The sequence below is a fragment of the Serratia sp. BNK-33-b genome (assembly GCF_048684565.1).
In the GTDB taxonomy this organism is placed as follows: domain Bacteria; phylum Pseudomonadota; class Gammaproteobacteria; order Enterobacterales; family Enterobacteriaceae; genus Serratia; species Serratia marcescens.
Genome location: NZ_JBLQTZ010000002.1, coordinates 30,457 through 47,328, shown reverse-complemented (window position 1 = coordinate 47,328; position 16,872 = coordinate 30,457). Strand labels below are relative to the sequence as shown.

Genomic DNA, 16,872 nt, shown 5'->3' with positions numbered 1-16,872 from the left:
TCACCAAGGAGCATTGCGCATGAGCAAACTGACTTCCTTCCTCGGGGCCTTCGGACGGTTCGCCCAGGTCAAGAAGCTGTGCCGCGTCAACGGGCGCGGTATCTACAAGCGCATAGACGAAAACCGCGAACTGCTCGAACTGCTGCAACGGGAAAGCCCCGACCTCATGAAGCGCTGCCCGTGGATTGAGGGCTGGCTAGAAAGCCAAGACCATTTCTTGGTCGAACTGGCCGCGACCGTCGGCACAAAGAACGACCTTGCCGGGAGCTTCCCGAACTATCCGCGCCCGTGGCCGGGCCACGACCGTAAGGGGGCATAAGCATGGACATGCCGAAGTGGTTGAAATGGACGCTTGGCATCGTGGCATTCATCGCCGCGACTGTCGGCGTCGTGTGGCTGTCGGGCTTCCTGTTCTTCGCGTTCAGCAAGACGAACCCGATAGGCAAGACGGACTTCTCGACGTGGTGGACGTACTGGCAGTTCTACCAGGGCGATCCGGTCATAGCGAAGCGCCTCAAGGTGTCGTTGATCGTCGCGGCCGTAGTGGCCTACGGCGTGCCCGTTTTCGCCATCATTGCAGCCATGCGCGAAGTGCGTTCGCTGCATGGTGAATCCCGGTTCGCAAGGCCGGGCGAAGTCGCCAAGGCCGGGCTGTTCGCCAAGACGGGCATCATCGTCGGCAAGCTGGGCCGGCGCTTCCTGATGTTCTCCGGCATGCAATTCGTGCTGCTGGCCGCGCCGACCCGCTCGGGCAAAGGCGTCGGCATCGTCGTGCCGAACCTGCTCAACTGGCCGGAATCGGTAGTAGTGCAGGACGTGAAGCTGGAAAACTTCCTCATCACGTCCAAATACCGGGCCAAGTACACAAAGGTCTATCTGTTCAACCCGTTTGCGATCACCGAGGACGCCGAGGGCAACCCGCTACATGGGCGTTCGCACCGCTATAACCCACTCGGCTACATCAGCGACGATCCGCGCTTGCGTGTGACCGACATTCTGGCAATCGGCTATTCGCTCTATCCGGGCGAAGGCCGCGACGCCTTTTTCGATGACGCGGCCCGAAACCTGTTCCTGGGCCTGACGCTGTACCTCTGCGAAACGCCGACCTTGCCGCGCACCATGGGCGAACTGCTGCGCCAGTCGTCGGGTAAGGGCCGGCCGGTGAAGGAGCACATTCAGGGCTTCATTACCGAGCGCAATTACCGCGAGTTTGGCGACGTGATGTTGAACGACCTGGGCGAGAACCGCGCGGCCGTCGTGGAAGCGGTTGCCGCGATCCGTGCTTGCACCGACGCCGAGGCCGACGCGCTTTGCTCCGAAGTGCCGGTAGCGGTCGCCGAGAACGTCGGCAAGGCCGAGCTTGACCAAATCGAACTGCTGTTGAGCGCGGCCGGTGCGGAGTATGAAACCGAGCGCCGGCTTGTGCCTCTGACGGTGTGGGACGGCGTGGGCCTGCCGCCTCTGTCGATGGAGTGCGTTGACGCTCTGAACCGCTTCACGTCAACGTCCGACAACACGCTGTCGAGCATCATGGCGACGTTCAACGTCCCGCTGACCATTTGGGCAAGCCCGATTGTCGATGCCGCGACCAGTGCGAACGACTTCGACCTGCGCCGCGTCCGCAAGGAACGCATGTCGATCTACATCGGCATCCCGGCGAACAAGCTGGCCGAGGCCAAGCTGCTGCTGAATATGTTCAAGACGCAGTTGGTCAACCTCAACACCAACCAACTGCTGCATTCGACGCCTGAACTCAAATACACCTGCTTGATGCTGGAAGACGAATTCACGGCACCCGGCCGGATCGGCATCATCGACAAGGCGAACTCGTACATGGCCGGCTATGGTCTGCGGCTGCTGACCATCATCCAGTCGCCGGGCCAGCTTGAGGCGGAACCGCCAAAGGGCTACGGCAAAGAGAACGCCCGCACGTTCATTACGAACCATGCGTGCCAGATTCTCTACACGCCGCGCGAGCAACGCGACGCGAACGAATATTCCGAAATGCTCGGCTACTACACCGTGCATGCACGCGGCAAGAATTGGGGCCGTGGCAACACCGGATATTCCGAGCAAATCGGTGAAGGCGCGGGCCAGAAGCGCGCCCTGATGATGCCGCAAGAACTCAAGGAGATGAGCCAGCAAAAGCAAATCATCAACCTTGAAAACACCAAGCCGATTCAGTGCGACAAGATTGCCTACTACGCCGATCATGTGTTCATGGATCGGCTGAAATCTGTGTCGCCGACCTTGCAAGCCCTAGGCCGCAAGCTGCCCTCCAAAAAGCAGCTTGAAGACACCTGGGGATCGGGCGAACTGGCGTCGCCGGTCCCGGTGCTCGACCTCGACTTGCACGAAGCTGTCGTGCAGGCCCGTACCCGTGAAATGACCGTCGCCGACGTTGAACAGGGCATCGACCTGCGCAAGCTGGCCGTCGATACCTCGAAACTCGCCGTCGCGGCCGGCTCTGATGGTCTGGAACCTGACCAGATTGAAGACTTCGTGAATGGCTTCTTCGATGCGCTCGACGCGGCCGACGATAGCGAGCACGAAGACGGCGAGGCCGTCGATGACGACGGTTCGAGCGCCCCGCCAAGCGACGACGAACTTGCCGCGCTCGATGCCGAGGCCGACGCCGAAGACGAAGCGGCCGAAGTGAACGCCATTGCGCCGCCTCCCGCTGCGCCCGAGCCTGTTACGACGGTCGCAGAAGTGCCGGCCGTTCCGGCTGCTACTGTCGCCCAGGCTGCGCCAGCGCCGGCCGCCGAAACCCTTCGTCATGACGAAGACGACGGCGACTTGATCGCGGCGGAACCTTCCGACGACGAACTGGCGGCAATGATGGATGAAGTATTCCCAGGCGATGACGCGCTGCCGGACGAAGCTGAAATGCTGGCCGCGCTCGATGCGATGGAAGAACCGCCGGAATTACCGGCCGAGGCTGAGGAAGACGCGCCCGTACTAGATTTGAGCGTTCTTGACAAGCCTTTGCGCCAAAATAGATAATCTTGGCTAACCAAGGTTTCACATTTTGCGAGCGAGGCCATTTCGGCCTCGACGCAATGCGGGCACTGCCCATCACTTAGGAGAACCTTCGATGTCTCAAGAACGTCCTATTGGCGATTCCGCCAACACCCCCCCGAAAGCCGAAAAATCCAAAGCGCCGACCGCAGGCGCGTACCGCATGGATGCCGGCGAAATCCCCCAGGAAATCCGCTCCAACATCGCCGGCAAGCTCGGGACCGAGGCCGAAGTGTTCCCCGCAAAGGAGAACGGCAGCTACAAAGGCCCCGTCGTCCACGCCGACAAAGATTTTGTCGTGCAGGCTGTCGGCAAGAACCAGCAAACCGCCGTCGTTCATCGTCGTGAAGACGTGGAAATGATGGGCGCATCCCTCAAGGGCCGCGACGCCAACAACGACTTGGAGAACCGGAATATTCAGGTTCACTACCGAGGCGACAAGGCCAAGGCGTACCCGTGGGACGCGGAGAAGGAACAGCAGCAGCGGGCCGCCCGCGCGTCCGAAAAATCGGCCGAACGCGGCGCATCCACCGCAAACAAGGTCATGAGCGAGGCCGAGAAATACGCGGCCGAGAACATCAAGAACGCCAAGCAGCGCGAAGCGTTCTTGAAGCACCTGGGCAACGTCACGCAGCAGGCTTTCCAGCCGCAACAGCGCCAGGAACAGGCCGCGAAGGAACAGGCGAAGCCCGTCCCGTCGCAGACGAAACAAGCCGATCACGGCATCGAACGATAAGGGGCGGATATGGCTACCGAAGAAAACAAAGACCTGGGCGGCGTCGATCCGGCGTACCGGGAACAGATGGCACGGCTTCGCGCCACCACGGACGACCTCAACGCGGCCATGGCCGGCCCGGCCTATGGCATCACGCAGATTGACGGCAAGCCGGCAACGTCGTTGCGGTTCGAGCGCTCGGAAAAGGACGGCCAGCCGTCCTATACCGTGTCGTTCCACATGGGTAACAAGCAGGTTGCCCGCTTGAAGGATTTGGACGGCGACACCCTGGCCGATGCTGTCGGCGACAAGAACGCGAAGGCCATCACCGAGCACGCCGAGGCCAAGGGTTCGCTCAAGGGCGAAGACCTGCAAAACGAGTACGGCCTAAGCCCGGAAGAAGCCGCGCGCCGGATCGCGGCCAAGGAAGCGCAAAAGGCCGCCCAGGAAGTGTTAGAGCCGGACGAACCGGGCGAGTCGAACAAGATCGAGCACACGCCCGAACGCCAGCTTGAGCAGTTCAGCGATGCCGAACTGGCTCAAGGTCTTGAGCGCGCAGCAGCGAACCGCCAGCGCGACCGCGAACTACTGGCCGCCGAGCAAGAACGCCTCGGGCTGCAAGCCGAGGGCAAGCGCATCGACGTTGAAAACCTGTCTGAAAAGGCCGATGAACAGCAGGACGCGAACCTGCTTGCCGAGCGCACGGGCGGCGATACGGATTACGACAGCCAAGTCGTGACCGAGCGCGAAAAGAACCGGCAGGCCGAATTGATGGACCAGCTTCACCAGCAATTCCGCGTCGCTGGCACGAAGTTTCACTTCAAGGACCAGCCCGGCCGGATCGCGTTCAAGGACAAGGGCGAACGCATGGTGTCGGCGTCGAACGATGAGCGCGTGGCGAAGGCCATGGCGACCATGGCCGATGCCAAAGGCTGGAAAACCATCACGGTTTCCGGCCATCCCGACTTTCAAAAGGAAGTCTGGATGGAAGCCAGCTTGCGCGGTATCGAGGTTCGCGGCTTCAAGCCCCAGGAGCAAGACTTGCGCGCTCTGGAAGAACGCCGCGAACGCCAGATGCGCAACAGCGTCGAGCATGACGCCGGCCGCGATCAGCAGAAGGCCGAGAAGGCCCGCGAGCGCGAGGAACGCGAGCAACGCGAAGCGAACCAGCGCAAGCAGGCCCAGGAAGCCGCAGAACGCCGCCAGGACGCCGAGAAGGCCGATAGCCGTGGTTCGGGTAGCAGCGTCGCAGAAAAGGCCGCTACGGCCGCGCTGCGCGTCTATGCGGGCCGTGTGCTGGCCCATGGCGAAGCGCCTTACAACCACGACCCGGACGAAAAGACCAACTACTACGTCAAGCTGGACACCAAGGACGGCGAGAAAACCGTGTGGGGCGTCGATCTGAAACGCGCCATGGCCGAGGGCAAGGCAAAGAACGGTGACGAAGTTCGGCTTGAATACAAGGGCAATCAGCCCGTCACGGTCGAAGCCTTGAAGCGTGACGACAAGGGCAAGGTGATAGGCACCGAGACTATCGACACCACGCGCAACACCTGGGAAGTGCAGAAATCCGACCGCCACAAGGTGGTCGAAGCTGTCGCGGCGGCCGTCATCGACGCCAAGGTGAAAGACCCGGCGCAGCGCGAAGCGTTGCGGCAAGCGGTCGATGCGCGCCTGCAAGAACGGGCCAAGGCCGGCAAGGTGCCAGCCGTGGCGATCTACGACAAGGCTGCGCCGTCGAAGTCCCAGGACGCCGAGCGAGCGCGCCCGCCGGTCGAACGCAACACCGAGCGCACTCGGTAAGGAGCATCAGCAATGCGAGATATGAGCAAAGAGGGCTATCTTGGAACGCATCGGGCATTGAAGGGCGAAGGGCATCAATTGCTCGTCGTTGCCAATGAATCCCGGCTTGTCGATACGCAGCAAAATGGCGAATGGGTGTCGAAGTACATCGGTTCGCGCAACTCGTTGCCGAAGGGTGTCTACGACATGACGGGCGCGACCAAGCCCGACAAAACCGCCGCGATGAAGACCTACGAAGGCAACGTGATGCACGTTGACAAGAAAGCCGTCTACCAGCTTCAAACGAACGACAAGGGCAAGGCCGAGCTGGTCAAGCACGACGCCGGCCTGTTTAAAGACAAGCCGCCCGTCGTCGGTAGCTACCTGAAGGTGGAGTACACGCGCGGACAAGGCCACGTCGCCAGCCAGGAACGCGCTTTAGAGCGTTAGAAGGCTCCGGCCTTCACAACGCTGAATTTGTCTTGAAATTTCCGAATCTCTATGCGCATCAACGATTTAGGTGATTCGCTGATTCGGCCTCTGGTGACACCGCGGCCGCCTCGATGCGGCCAAAGTGTCACCATCCTTCCCCCTCCCCTCTCCCTTTGGTGACGAAGTTCCCGCCGGCGCCGGCGGGATCTGTCACCAACACCCGCCCCGCGACGCCGCTTAGATGGTGACAGCCAGGCCATGGCCAGGTCGTCGAGTCGTCACCAGTCAAGACAATTTCAGCGCAAAGCGCACATTTGATTGCGGCAAACTTACCAAGATATATAATATTGGTTCACCAATGTTTCCTATTACGGGGTTCACACATGCACAAATTGGCTATTCTGTCGTGCGCGGTCTTCCTGGCCGCGTGCTCATCCCCGCCGAAACCGCCGACGGTGAGCGGTTCGGATCGGCACCCGGTCAACGACGCGCGCACGGCCGAAGTGCTGCATCTGCGTGCTGAGCTTGCCGCCGCCCAGGCCAAGCTAGAAGGCCAGTCGGCGCAACCCGTAGTGCTCGCCGCGCCGGCCAAGCCCGCCTTGCCGGCCTCGCAGACGGTGAGCGTCTATTTCCCGTTCAACAGCACCGCATTCCGACCGACGCAAGCCGAGGTCGCCGCGCTGCTTCCGCTCCTGGGTGGAAACGTTCGGCATGTTTGGGTCCGTGGCCGTACCGACGGCAACCGCCCGAGCGCGGCCGATGAACGTGTCGCCCTGAATCGCGCCCTCGCCGCTAAAAACTGGCTGGTCGCGCAAGGTGTGTCGCCGCTGAAAATCTCTGTGAACTACGTTTCGGCCGGCGATTACGTCGCGGACAACATTTCTGCGGCCGGGCGTGCGCAGAATCGCCGCGTGGATATCCAAGTTTTCAACCGCTAAGGAGAAAGGAAGTCTATGAAACGTCTACTCATTACGTCGTCACTCGCTGCGACGTTGCTGGGCGCACTACCCGCCCAGGCCCAGGAGTTCACGGGCGATGTGCGCCTTGCCTGCGAGGCAATTCTTTGCCTGTCCACCGGCCAGCGACCGGGCGAATGCTCACCGTCGCTGTCGCGCTATTTCGGCATCCACAAAAAGAAGCTGAGCGACACCATCAAGGCCCGCCACAACTTCTTGAACCTGTGCCCTGACGATCAAGGCCAGATGAGCGAACTCAAGAGCGCCATTGCCAACGGTGCAGGCCGTTGCGACGCGGCGGCCTTGAACTCGCAACTGATGTACTGGCAGTACGGCGACGAACGCCGGGTCATCCGCGACACGATGCCCGGCTACTGCTCGACGTATGCGAGCAACAGCAGCGTGGACCAGACGAACAGCGTAGCGGCCCGCTATGTCGGCACGCCTGAGCGTGGCGGCTTCTGGGTCGATTACGACAAGTACGATGCCGCCCTGGCTGAGTACAACGCGCGGATTGCGAAGGAAGACGCGAACGGCGGTCCGAACAACGGTCGCTGGAACCGCTACAACAACGACGGCGGCAACTAGACCGCTTACGACCAACACCGAGGAAACCAAAGCGCGGCCTTTGCCGCGCTTTTTTCTGACTACGGAATCATGGGAATGGAAAGTATCGAAAATCAGCAAGCCGGCGAGCGGATCGGCAACAGCTACAAGCTCTCATGGCTGGCCTATATCCGGCCGGTTGTCGTCCTTCTCGTCCTGCTCGCGGTGGCATCGGCGTTCGGCGTCGGGTCGCCTGTGTCACTGGTGATAGCGGCCGTTGCCCTGGCACTGTTCGTCTATCAAGTGCTCTACCTTCGTAGCGTCGTGCTCTATACCGACGATGACGGCGTGTGGTGCTATGCCGGCATCCTCCCTTGGAACAAAGGCATGGTGGGAGTGAAATGGCGCGACGTTGAAGACGCCGTGTTCTACACCGGGTTCGTGAGTTGGGCCTTTAACTCCTACGCCGTGCGCATCGGCCATCGGTTCACGAAAACCAGCGAGCTTTACTTGCGGCATGTTCGGTTCGGCCGGGCGGCCGTCGAACACATCAACGAACTGCATCGGTCGAAGCTCGTAGCCGAATGATCGGGCACCAAGGCAAAAAAGCGCGGCTGTGACCGCGCTTTTTTTTGCCCGCTCGACGCGACAGGAACGCCGTCAGCGCGTTTTCTCGTCGCTGCCCTTGCCCCTGCCCTGCTCGATGTCCTTCGGCTTCTCCGGGCCTTTCTTCCGCGCCTGCTGCTCCTGGCTGCGCAACGCCTGCACCATCGCTTCGTGTTGCGTGATCGGCGGCGGCATCTGCTGCACAAACCGCACGATCTGCAAGGCAAGCTCCTTGTCCTCGCCGTCGCCCTTCGCCAGTGCCCGAGCGACTTGCCCGTAGCCCTGTTGTGTCTCCTTCCTGGCCGCGCTGATTCTGTCTTGCGCCGGGTTCCTTCTTGCTGGACCGCCAGCCGCCTCGCGCATGGCTTCGGCCCTGCGGCTGGCCTTGGTCTTCGGCGTCATGCCCCGTCGTTCCATCTGGCGCACGGCCTGCTTTTCGGCCTTCTGCACAATGCCGCGTACCTTCCTCGGCGTGGCGTTCGCTTCTATGCCCTGCTCGCGCAACTTCTCGGCGAACGTCTCGCGCCAGTGCTGCAAATCGGCCTTGCGTGGATTGAGCCGCACCCCGTCAAGGTCCACGGCTTTGACGGCAAGGTGGACGTGCGGGTGCTTCTCGTCGTCATGAGCCGCGAAAACGTATTGGTGATTGCCGAACAGTTCCGCCGCGAACGCTCGGGCCGCGTTTTTGACCGATGCGCGATCCGTGCCGGGCGGCATGGACAGCACGATGTTGAACGCCTCGCGCTTCTTGCCGCCATCGTATGGAATGCCGCCGCCGCGCCAGTCGTCGCGGACCTCGCGCACGTCTTCTTTGCCCAGGTGAACCCTGCCCTGTTCGTCTTCTAGCTCGACGGCACCATTGCGCGATATGTAGTCCATGTGGGCTTTGATGCCCCGCATGTCCTTGCCGCCGCCCGAAATCTTCACCATGACTTCGGGAGCCTTCCGAACGGTCGCCGTGAGTTTTTCACGGCCCGATGGCCTCTTGGTCGGAGCCGGTTTGCTGTAGCGCCCGCCTGCGATGTTCTTGCCCTTGCGGCCCTGCACGCGGCCGTAATCGGTGCGCTCGCCCCAATCCTTGATTACGCCGTCAATCTCACGATGCGCCATTGGCTGCCCCCTCCAACTGGATGCCCCAACGGCTAAGGCTGGCGTCCTGAACGGCCGCCACCTTGTCCGTGTGTCGGTAAATGTAGGTCGCCAGCTTCTCTATCTGCTCGGTCTTGATGTTGGCCGGCTTCCCCTCGTTTAGCCGCTTGGCGATCTGGTTCAGGTTCCGGCCGATGGCCCGAAGCTGATACGACGATTCCCAAAGGGCTTTCGTCGTCTCCATGGTGAATTGCGGTTCATGGGTAAGGCTGGCCCGCACGCAGTTGATAACCCAACGCTGCGGGGAACAGCCTTCGGCCTCGGCTCGGGCGTTGATGCCCTGGAACTCGGTCGGCGTGAACCGGACTTCAAGCCGTTCTTTCGGCCCGATGTCCGGTTCGCCCTCGGTTTGCTCTGCAATCCAGCGGCGAACCTCGGGCGGCATGTCGTCCTGAATGATGTAGCGCATTAGCGCCCGCATCACCACGGACGGATTCTTGTCTTGCTTGGCGCAATGCTCGTCCCATTGCGCCTTCAATGGGGCCGGCACTCGAAGACGATATACGTAGCTATCTCGGGTGGCCCCAATTTCGGCCTTGCGCGGCATAGGTGCCTCCTAATCGGGGTGAGGGGGTCAATGTGCGAACGTAGTGTAGCACACAATACCGGCGTAAGCCTATCCTGCAATAGTCCTCACCCCCTCACGCTTTCTTCGTCATGACTAAGGTTTTGGCGAGCTTGGGAAAGAAAAGTGTTCTCGAACGACACAAACGGGAAATGTCCCGTGTGTTGTGAGTGAAAAATGGGATGGGACATACTGCGCGCCCTGCGGGCTTACCCAAAGGGGCGCTGCCCCTCTGGACGCCCCGCCCTCGCCGCCGGGAAGCTCGGGGGGCAGGGGTGGCGGGCTTCGCCCTTCGTCCCTGCCCCCACTCACATAGGCTTGGGTCGCCTACACCAGCATCAAGGGTTCGCTTCGCCGCCATCCTCGCCCGGTCCCTGCGCTGCGCTCCGGGCTGCGGCCTCCGGTGTCGCCCTTGACACTGGCTCCGGCTAAAAGCCGGGCAAGACAATTTCAGCGTGGCCGGCAATCGCGGCTGACAAGGCGGGAGCCTACGGCGAGGCCGCGCGCCTGGAATTGGCCTTGCGCCAGTTCCAAGGCGTCTTGCGCGGGCTGGCCTGAAAAATGGTATTCGTCGCTGTTCGGCTGCATGTCTTTGATGGCGAACAGTTGGCCGGCCGCATCAAAGAAACCGATGCTTAGCGGCGATGGGGTGTTGTGCATCCAGAAAACGCGCTCGGCTGCATCCGGCCAGGAAAAGAGCATACCCGGCCCTACATCGTCGCGGTGCATCAGGCCCCGCGCTTGTTGCTCCTGGGTCTTCGCCACGGGCACATCGGCCAGCGTGACGCCGCCGGAAAAATGCAAGGTGCAAACCTCTGTCGGCGTTGCTGCCCGCGTCTGCTGTCGGCCGACAACAAACGCGAGCACCAGCCCGGCCGCGATCAGGCCGGCGACACCGTTGCGGGCCGCCTTCCTGACGTTCATTTCTCGGCCTCGGTCAGCAGGTTGATTTTCAACGTGCCGGCATCGACTTCGGCATCGCCGCCGCCGTCTTCGTACCGGATGCGGATCAGACCAGCGGTGGACGGTCGGCGGTTCAGCAGGACCGCCGCCGCCCGGCCTTCGTGTTCCACGATCAACAGCGGCTTTTTCATGCTGTCCGGGTCCGACACTGCCTTACCACGGGGCCAGCTTGTCAGTTCGCCCCGGTCGATGTTGTCGTGGCCGTCTTCGCCCTCGGCCTTGCCGTTGCCCTTCGGGCTATCGCCCTTGGTGTCGGCGCTGCCGGTGCCCTGCTCGCCGTCGGTGCGAGGCTCGCGGCCGGCTCCGTCGCCCGCATCCAAGGAACCGCCGCCGCTGCGATTTCCTTCGTCATGACTAAGACTTTCCGGGCCGCCGGTCGAAGCGCCGTTACCGGCTCCGGCATTCTGGCCGCCTTCGCTGCCGCCCTTGTCGTTGTCCTGCGGCGGCTTCTTCTTGCCCTTCAACTGGTCGCCCAGGTCGGCAACACCCTTGCGGGTGATTTCCTCGGCCGTCTCGCACCACGCTTCGACCTGCTCGGCGAACTTGTCGTGCAGGGCGCGCAGTTCATAGAGCGTTTTCGGCGAAGTGCAGCGGCCCGAGCGGTAGGCTTCTTCGATGCAGGCCGGGGCCTCGATCAAGGCCAGCAGTTCGGTAATGGTGCTGGCCGGGCGGGTCAGCCGGCGGGCGATTTCCGCCTTCTTCACGCCCTGGTCGAGCTTGCCCTTGATGAACAAGGCAAGCTCCATCGGCTTGAGGTTGTCGCGGTTCTCGTTCTCGATCACCTGATCGAAATCGTCGCTCGTCTCGTCCACGAATGCCGGAATCGTGGCCTTGCCGGCTCGCTTGGAACCGCGATAGCGCCGAGCGCCGAAATTGAGAATCCACTTGCCGGGCTTGTCCGGGTGAGGGCGCACGGAAACAGGCTGACGGACGCCGCGCAACTTAATGCTGTCCTCCATTTCCTGCATCTTTTCCTCGGAGAACTCCTTGCGCGGCTGGTTCTCGTCTTCCTCGATGTCGTCAAGCGGCAGTTCCAACGGCTTGCCGGTGGGCTGTGCCTCTGCGCCGACGGGGATCGGCTTTTCTTCCAGTGCGGACAGGTCAAGCATGTTGTTCAACTCCCATGGTGGTGGCGATCTTCTCGAAAACCGGGCGCATCTGGCTCCATGCGTCGCGGGCGCTCGTCTTGCCGAGCTTCCAGACGGGCAGGCCGGCCGCCTGAGCTTCGGGGATTGCCGTCGTCTTCTTGACGGCTGCAAATCCGTTTTCGAGCGGGATCAGCAGCTTTGCGAATGCCTTGGACAAGTCGCGGAAGTTATCGCGCTGGAAGGGCGTCGGCTCTACGATGTTCGGCAGGATGCCGATAAGTTGCAGCTTCTTGTTGAGGGTGGCTTGTATCTTGCGAATGCCGATGTTCTCGTGGTTCAGCAGGTCGCCGATGCCGTCGATTGCCTCTTGGTTCAACTGCAACGGGGACAGCACGAAATCGCTCACGACAAGCGACGCCAGTTGCCGAATGTCCGGGTTCGGGTTCGTGTCGATCACGCACACGTCGAATTGGTCGGCGACGGATGCCAGGAACGTGTAAAGATTCGTGGCGAAGGCGTTGTGCTCGGCCGCCTGCTTTTCCATCTTGATAAGCTCGGGGTCGCCCGCGACCAAGACAAAATCAGCGTGCTCGATGCCGCTGGTTTTGGTCTTCAAAATGGTGCTGCTGGTGATGGCCGAGACGGTCGCCAGTCCGCCCGTGCGGATTGCCTTCGTCGTGTTGCGCTGATGGTCGAAGTCGATAACGAGAACGCGCTTATTGAGCACAAGCGCCAGGAAGTAGGCGAACTGGACCGCGACGGCAGACTTGCCGACGCCGCCTTTCTGGTTCGCAAGTACAAGAGTTTTCATGCCCGAATGCTCCTTAAAAAATTCCGAACGGTTGTCGGTGATGTCTTCACGCCGTTTTCCTTGAAGAACGCCACGATCTGCTCAATCGTGTAACCCTTGTCCCGAAGGGTGCGGACCTCGCTGGAATATGGCTCTAGTGCTGTGGTAGCGAGCTTGGGTTTCTCGCGCTGCATGAATGCTTCAAGGCGCTCGCTTTCCGCCTTGGCGGCAAAGCGGGCCAGAAGCACCCGCGCTTGTTTGACTGACATATCGTGCGCCGCCGCCGCATCGGGCAGCGGCACACCGTCAACCAACAAAGCACGCGCAACGCCCAAGGAACGCTCGGACCATCTGCATTTGGACGCAACGCGGTCGAACTGCGCGGCGTCCATCCTTGGGGTAGGGGACGCCATTTGTCACACGCTCGCCTTGAATTGCTCTCGTTTTTCTTTGCCCGGCGCACCGAACTGGAAGTCTTCAACGATGAAGTTGAAGCCGTAGACGGTTTCGCCGTCCTTCTCGTAGTCGTTGTTTTCGACGCGGTAATCGACAATCAACTGGTCGCCGCGCATGGCGTGCTTGGCGATGGATTCGGCCTTGCCTCGGAAGGCGGTGAACTGGATCGACACCGAGCGTTCGCGGGCTTCGCCGGTTTCGCGGTCCTTGCCGGCGTACTCGTTGGCGATCAGGGTAAAGCGGGCCACGGCGCGGTCGCCGGTCCCGGTAATCGTCGGGGTCTTGGCAAGGTTGCCGACGAAGACGTTTTTCTGCATGACATTCTCCAGGTGGCGCGGCCAGGATTGGACCGCAGGCATAGTATAACACCGGGAAAACAAAAAAGACAACAGCCGGAAAACAAAAAGACAACAAATAGGGAAACGCCGAAAATCGGCGCGCGCCCTTTCAACGCCGGCCAAAAATCGCCGCTGGCCGCATGAGCTAACGCGGCAAAAATGCCACATCGCCGCAAACGGCCGTAGAACGCCCTACAAGGCGTTTTTCCGCTTGCCGCACCCTCGGTATCAAAAAGTCCTTAAAACGGCCTTGGCGGGCCTCTCTGGCGGTCCTACGGGGCAATCCGGTCGAACCGAGACACCCCTTTCATTGCCAAACCTCTTTTTCGGCCTCTCAACCTGCGCGGACGGTTCAAGGATGGTTCGCACACGAACCCGGCTGAGCGGCCGGCCGGCTCTGCCGGTCGGGCGTGATTTGTCCGGGTCTTAGCGCCCGAAGGGTCGCGGCGCTTGCGCCGCGAGGGCGGCCGACTTGTCGGCCGGGCCGCTTAGACCATCCTCTACTCGGGCGGTGAATCGCCAGCTTTTGGAAAAGAGTCTGTGCCCGAAGGGCACACATTTCTTGCAAGCGAAGCGCGCAGGCTCGTAGAGCCGAAGGGGGGAGCCAAGCGCCCCCCTTTGGGGGGCACGTTTTGAAGGCGGGCTTGCCCGCCGTAGGCCGACGCCGTAGGCGGCGGGGCGGAGTGCCGAAGGCACGTAGGGCAGGCGTGTTTGGTCGTCGTGTCCACAACACGACGTGCCAAACCTACAGGTTATTTTTATAGGTATATCTTTAAGAAAGAACTACAGGGGGAACCGTTCGTGATTGCCAAAATATCCAGCATTGGCGGGGCTTTGCGCGTGTTTTGGCGGCATGTGGCTAAGACAGTTTCAGCGTGAGGCTGTAAGACAATTTCAGCGGGCGATTCTGTGGATAAGCAACTTTTCCGCCGCAAAATCAAAGCACTGCGAGCAAGACAATTTCAGCGTGGATAAAGTGATGTAACAACAGGCTTATCCACAAGCGCTACGTGGGCCTGTCCTCTCTCACGAATGGCCCTGCGGGCCTCTCCGGCGGCCCGTGGCGCGGCCGTAGCCTGCGCCCCGTGTGGCCCTACAGGGTTGTCCGTTCGCTGCTCCTACGTGCTCTGGATCGTCTGGACAGCCATGCAAAGAACCCGGCTTGTTGCCGGGTTCGTTTTGGTGACGCGGTGCAGTTGGCCAGGTTCTCGGCCTGTCACCAAGCAAACGCCATCTGTTGAGCGGCCGGCGCTCGCACGGCGGCAACGCTCGGGGCGCGGCGATGGCTAGCCGGGGTCATTTCGCGGATAGCTGCATTGGCCGTGTCGTCGTCCATGTCCATGTAATAGGCATCCTCCACGGCCGCGTCGATTTGCTCGGGAGTGATGCCGGCGTCGATGGCATGGCGGATCGCGTCGCGGTCCAGCCGGTCATACTTGTTTGCTACAGCCATCGCAGGATGGTCGTGCGCATTGTTCGCCATGAAAAACCCGTAGGCGAAGCCTTCCGGTGTCACACTGCGGGCGTTCTTCGTCGCCAAGCTCTTGCCACCATAGAGGCGGTGCATCTTCGATCCCTCGGTAGGCTCTACCGGCGCTATCGGCAAATCAGCATTGAAGCGGCCCCAGATGAGCGTTTTCTTGGTGTACGGGTCGCCCAAGTGGTTCGGGTCGAACGACAGCCGCCATTGAGGAAGGCCGCATAGCGCTTCGATACGGCCGACAGGGTTTTCGATTGCCCACAAACACGGCTTGAAATACTCGATTACGCGCAATGTCTGGTGGACCAGATTCACGCTCGCAATCGTGCGGCCGTCGGCGTCCTTGGCTGCGAAATGCCGCGCGCCGCTTACCGCGAAGTCAGTGCAGGGGCACGCGGCCAGAACTGCATAGATGTCCAGCCCGTCAAAATCGCCGAACCAATCCCCGAAGAAATCAACCGAAAAGTTGTTCACGTCTCCCACTTCGGCATCGGCCTGAATGTCGAAGCGATAGACTTGGTAGCCGGCTTCCTCCCAAGGCTTGGACCACTCGCCCGACAGGTCGAATAGCGACAACACAACCTTCTGGCTGTTCTCGCTGTAAATCGCGGCGTCCGTGCCTTGCGCAATGGCGCGCTTCTTCCACTCGCCAATGCGTTCCTTGGCCTCGGCCGGGGTCATCCATCCGTGCAATTTGTGATAGACCCGTGCCTTTTCGTTCAGGCGCACCACGTCGTTTTTTGCGGGCGGCTGGAACACGTTGGATACGGCGTGTTCGCCCTCCATCATGACGGCCTGCGCTGCGTTGAATTCCTCGACAATCTGGCTCAACTCGCGGTCGTCTACGCCCGTAGTGACGTGCTCGGGAGCGGTGCCATTTTCCAGAAGTCGCACAACTGCTCTTTGGTGAGCCTCGGGGGGTGCGGGGGGAAAGCCCGCGCTGTTCGTGCTGTTGTCGGTGTGGATGGTGATTGCGCTCATGGTTCGCCCTTGTCCTTCGTTCTGTTGCATCTGCTCTCTGGAGCCGCCTCGACGCATGGCCTGCACGCGGAAGGAAGGACGCAAGGGCACGCCCGGAAGCCGCAGCCCGCGCAGCGGGACCGGGTGAGGACGTGGGCGAAGCCGAACCCTTGCGGCCTGGATGACGTGTGCTATGCGTCGAAAAGAGGCGGCCCAGGGGGCAGGGGCGACGTGCTTAGAACGAAGGGCGAGGGTGGAGCGCGATCACCGGCTTTTCCACGCCGACAGCAGCACGCGCGGGGCCGAAGGCCATGCGGTCATACTGGCCGGCATCGCCGGCCGCCATAAGCGCGGCCTTGGCTGCGCGGGCTTCGCCCTTGCCCAAAGGGGCGCTGCCCCTCTGGACTTCCCGCCCTCGCCGGGGGGCAGGGATGCAGGGGGTAAGACTCCCTGCATCCCTGCCGTGAGGGTGGGAGCACTCCATCGGCATCAAGGGTTCGCTTCGCCGGCATCCTCGCCCGGTCCCTGCGCTGCGCTCCGGGCTGCGGCCTCCGGTCCCGCCCTTGACACCGATTCCGGCCGATGGTGACAACTGGCCCGCCCTGGATCTCCGAAGCTGTCGCCATTAAAAAACCCGGCTCGGGGCCGGGTTCGGACTGGTGACGCGGCCGAGCTGGCCAAGTCGTCATGCTGTCGCCAATGGTCAGTAGTCGGCCGGCGGCAGGATGAAGCCGCCGCAATCGACTTTCGGCGGGTTGTCGTCGGTGCTCACGCATTCCAACAGCGAGCCGGCCGGGATGGTGATTTGTTCGGCCTTGCCAGCTTTTGCAAGCAAAAGCTCGGTGTATGCCTTGCCGGCCTTGGCCTTCCATACCTGCGCTTCCTGCTGGTCCTTGACGGCCTGATTTTTGGCCGCGCCCAGGCCCATGCCCGTGATGACCGCCGCGCCCCATCCGCCGAGGGCGAACAGAATTAGGCCGGCGAGCTTGATCTTGCTGCGCTTCTTCGGTGGTGCTGTCTGCATG

General features: G+C 61.6%; 18 protein-coding genes. 8 read left to right on the top strand and 10 right to left on the bottom strand.

What is annotated here, in order from left to right; translation table 11 throughout:
- Positions 1 to 19 precede the first annotated feature (19 nt).
- The 8 genes from ACMGGK_RS24900 to ACMGGK_RS24865 all read left to right on the top strand — a co-directional run bounded on the left by ACMGGK_RS24900 (position 20) and on the right by ACMGGK_RS24865 (position 8,040).
- Positions 20 to 319 carry a hypothetical protein gene (locus ACMGGK_RS24900; protein ID WP_071446548.1) on the top strand — a complete coding sequence of 100 codons (300 nt, stop codon included), beginning with the start codon at positions 20 to 22 and terminating at the stop codon, positions 317 to 319.
- 2 nt (positions 320 to 321) lie between these two features.
- Positions 322 to 3,006 (top strand): type IV secretory system conjugative DNA transfer family protein, encoded by a 2,685-nt coding sequence (locus tag ACMGGK_RS24895; protein WP_248068987.1) that lies wholly within the window; start codon positions 322 to 324, stop codon positions 3,004 to 3,006.
- A 91-nt stretch (positions 3,007 to 3,097) separates the two neighbouring features.
- A complete protein-coding gene (locus tag ACMGGK_RS24890; protein WP_248068984.1) occupies positions 3,098 to 3,757 on the top strand; it encodes a KfrB domain-containing protein in 660 nt (219 codons plus the stop codon).
- A gap of 9 nt (positions 3,758 to 3,766) precedes the next feature.
- Positions 3,767 to 5,539: an LPD7 domain-containing protein gene (locus ACMGGK_RS24885; RefSeq protein WP_420277512.1), complete on the top strand. Its 1,773-nt coding sequence runs from the start codon at positions 3,767 to 3,769 to the stop codon at positions 5,537 to 5,539.
- Positions 5,540 to 5,551: 12 nt separating this feature from the next.
- Positions 5,552 to 5,968: a KfrB domain-containing protein gene (locus ACMGGK_RS24880; RefSeq protein ID WP_137040467.1), complete on the top strand. Its 417-nt coding sequence runs from the start codon at positions 5,552 to 5,554 to the stop codon at positions 5,966 to 5,968.
- Positions 5,969 to 6,333: 365 nt separating this feature from the next.
- Entirely contained in the window at positions 6,334 to 6,888 is a 555-nt protein-coding gene (locus tag ACMGGK_RS24875; protein WP_137040465.1) for an OmpA family protein, read from the top strand.
- A 15-nt stretch (positions 6,889 to 6,903) separates the two neighbouring features.
- Entirely contained in the window at positions 6,904 to 7,494 is a 591-nt protein-coding gene (locus ACMGGK_RS24870; RefSeq protein WP_420277511.1) for a TrbM/KikA/MpfK family conjugal transfer protein, read from the top strand.
- A 75-nt stretch (positions 7,495 to 7,569) separates the two neighbouring features.
- Complete coding sequence (locus tag ACMGGK_RS24865) at positions 7,570 to 8,040, top strand: hypothetical protein (protein ID WP_052118650.1); 471 nt, start codon at positions 7,570 to 7,572, stop codon at positions 8,038 to 8,040.
- A 72-nt stretch (positions 8,041 to 8,112) separates the two neighbouring features.
- Here the strand turns inward: ACMGGK_RS24865 and ACMGGK_RS24860 are convergent, their stop codons facing one another.
- The 10 genes from ACMGGK_RS24860 to ACMGGK_RS24815 form a co-directional block, all read right to left on the bottom strand.
- The gene (locus ACMGGK_RS24860) at positions 8,113 to 9,168 is read right to left on the bottom strand and encodes a relaxase/mobilization nuclease domain-containing protein (RefSeq protein WP_248068972.1); all 1,056 of its coding nucleotides are present in this window, start codon (positions 9,166 to 9,168) and stop codon (positions 8,113 to 8,115) included.
- Positions 9,155 to 9,754 (bottom strand): plasmid mobilization protein, encoded by a 600-nt coding sequence (locus ACMGGK_RS24855; RefSeq protein WP_248068970.1) that lies wholly within the window; start codon positions 9,752 to 9,754, stop codon positions 9,155 to 9,157. Before ACMGGK_RS24855 ends, ACMGGK_RS24860 begins: the two co-directional genes overlap by 14 nt.
- Before the next feature lie 468 nt (positions 9,755 to 10,222).
- Positions 10,223 to 10,696, bottom strand: coding sequence for a DUF192 domain-containing protein (locus ACMGGK_RS24850; protein ID WP_420277508.1), 474 nt, complete (start codon positions 10,694 to 10,696; stop codon positions 10,223 to 10,225).
- The gene (locus ACMGGK_RS24845; protein ID WP_043298223.1) at positions 10,693 to 11,844 is read right to left on the bottom strand and encodes a ParB/RepB/Spo0J family partition protein; all 1,152 of its coding nucleotides are present in this window, start codon (positions 11,842 to 11,844) and stop codon (positions 10,693 to 10,695) included. Before ACMGGK_RS24845 ends, ACMGGK_RS24850 begins: the two co-directional genes overlap by 4 nt.
- Positions 11,837 to 12,634 carry a ParA family protein gene (locus ACMGGK_RS24840; RefSeq protein ID WP_043298226.1) on the bottom strand — a complete coding sequence of 266 codons (798 nt, stop codon included), beginning with the start codon at positions 12,632 to 12,634 and terminating at the stop codon, positions 11,837 to 11,839. The genes ACMGGK_RS24845 and ACMGGK_RS24840 overlap by 8 nt, the downstream gene beginning before the upstream one ends.
- Positions 12,631 to 13,026, bottom strand: coding sequence for a hypothetical protein (locus tag ACMGGK_RS24835; RefSeq protein WP_078563966.1), 396 nt, complete (start codon positions 13,024 to 13,026; stop codon positions 12,631 to 12,633). Before ACMGGK_RS24835 ends, ACMGGK_RS24840 begins: the two co-directional genes overlap by 4 nt.
- Before the next feature lie 3 nt (positions 13,027 to 13,029).
- Complete coding sequence (locus ACMGGK_RS24830; protein WP_043298227.1) at positions 13,030 to 13,386, bottom strand: single-stranded DNA-binding protein; 357 nt, start codon at positions 13,384 to 13,386, stop codon at positions 13,030 to 13,032.
- Between the two features lie 1,237 nt (positions 13,387 to 14,623).
- Positions 14,624 to 15,898, bottom strand: coding sequence for a DNA cytosine methyltransferase (locus ACMGGK_RS24825; RefSeq protein ID WP_420277506.1), 1,275 nt, complete (start codon positions 15,896 to 15,898; stop codon positions 14,624 to 14,626).
- Between the two features lie 184 nt (positions 15,899 to 16,082).
- Positions 16,083 to 16,232 carry a hypothetical protein gene (locus ACMGGK_RS24820; protein WP_248069119.1) on the bottom strand — a complete coding sequence of 50 codons (150 nt, stop codon included), beginning with the start codon at positions 16,230 to 16,232 and terminating at the stop codon, positions 16,083 to 16,085.
- Positions 16,233 to 16,550: 318 nt separating this feature from the next.
- Positions 16,551 to 16,871 carry a hypothetical protein gene (locus tag ACMGGK_RS24815; protein ID WP_071446566.1) on the bottom strand — a complete coding sequence of 107 codons (321 nt, stop codon included), beginning with the start codon at positions 16,869 to 16,871 and terminating at the stop codon, positions 16,551 to 16,553.
- Between the last annotated feature and the right edge of the window lies 1 nt (position 16,872).